The sequence below is a fragment of the Hominimerdicola alba genome (genome assembly GCF_900112155.1).
Classification (GTDB): domain Bacteria; phylum Bacillota; class Clostridia; order Oscillospirales; family Ruminococcaceae; genus Hominimerdicola; species Hominimerdicola alba_D.
In genome coordinates, this window is the sequence record NZ_FOKQ01000101.1 from 1 (window position 1) to 1,135 (window position 1,135).

At 41.3% G+C, this 1,135-nt stretch carries 2 protein-coding genes; both read left to right on the top strand.

Annotated elements, in window-relative coordinates:
• Nucleotides 1–123 precede the first annotated feature (123 nt).
• On the top strand, nt 124–807 hold the full coding sequence (locus BM265_RS19510; RefSeq protein ID WP_074963571.1) for a helix-turn-helix domain-containing protein: 684 nt from the start codon (nt 124–126) through the stop codon (nt 805–807).
• Nucleotides 808–848: 41 nt separating this feature from the next.
• The coding region (locus BM265_RS19515) for an IS3 family transposase (RefSeq protein WP_143098803.1) at nt 849–1,135 on the top strand (287 nt) is incomplete at its 3' end.

Sequence of the window (1,135 nt, forward strand, 5' to 3'; positions counted from 1 at the left end):
GTGCTCTTTTTGACCTTGGAAAAATTTTTCTTTTTTTCAGTTTAGGTATTGACTTTTATTTGCAGGTCTTAGAGTAGACACACGAAAAAACAAAAATCGTGTAAAACTCTAGGGGGTTATTTTATGTCACGAAGAAAACTAACAGATGAAGAAAGAATTCAAGCAGTGCAAGAATATCTTTCAGGAAAAGGAAGCTATGCATCAATAGCCAAGAAATATGGGGTTACAAAAGAAACGTTTAGACAAATGGTAGTTTTCGCAAAAACAGATGGAATAGAATCGGTCAGGATCAGCCATACAAACAAACGGTATTCTGCGAAAACTAAGTTGAAAGCAGTAACTGAATATCTTGACTGTAAAGGAAGTCAATTAGAGATATGCCGAAAGTATCATATTTCATCCACAAGTGTTTTCAGAAAGTGGATTTCATGCTATAATAGCGGTAAGGACTTTAAAGAGCGAACACGCTCGGAAAGAGGTATTACCATGAATAAAGGCAGAAAGACCACCCAGGAAGAAAGAGCTCAGATTGTTGCATTCTGTATTGAGAACGGCAAGGATTACGGGCTTGCGATGGAGAAATACGGCGTATCCTACCAGCAGATCTATTCCTGGGTACGCAAGTATGAAGCAAAAGGAGTGGAGGGACTCATAGACCGACGTGGCAAGGCAAAGTCGGAAGATGCGCTCACAGAAGCAGACAGGCTTCGTATGGAAAACAAGATACTGCAAGCCAAGCTGAAAGATATGGAAATGGAGAATAAGCTGCTAAAAAAACTCAGGGAGCTTCAAGGGGGTGGTCACTGAGCGGAGTACGAAACGAGGACAAGTATATTGCGATCAGATACATGAATGAAGCAGAGCATTATCCGATTCAGAAGCTCTGTGCTGCTGTTCACGTCGCACGCTCTGCATATTACAAATGGCTGAAAAGGAAGCCGAGTTTAAGCCAGAAAGTCAATGAACAGCTTGTAGAATGGATCAAACAACACTATGAAGAACGCAACGGGATCTTAGGGTACCGCCAGATGACGGTTGTAATCAATCGCGAGCATGACGTGCATTACAACAAGAAGCGTATTTACAGGCTGATGAATATTCTTCATCTGAAATCTGTCACCCGTATCAAGAAGAA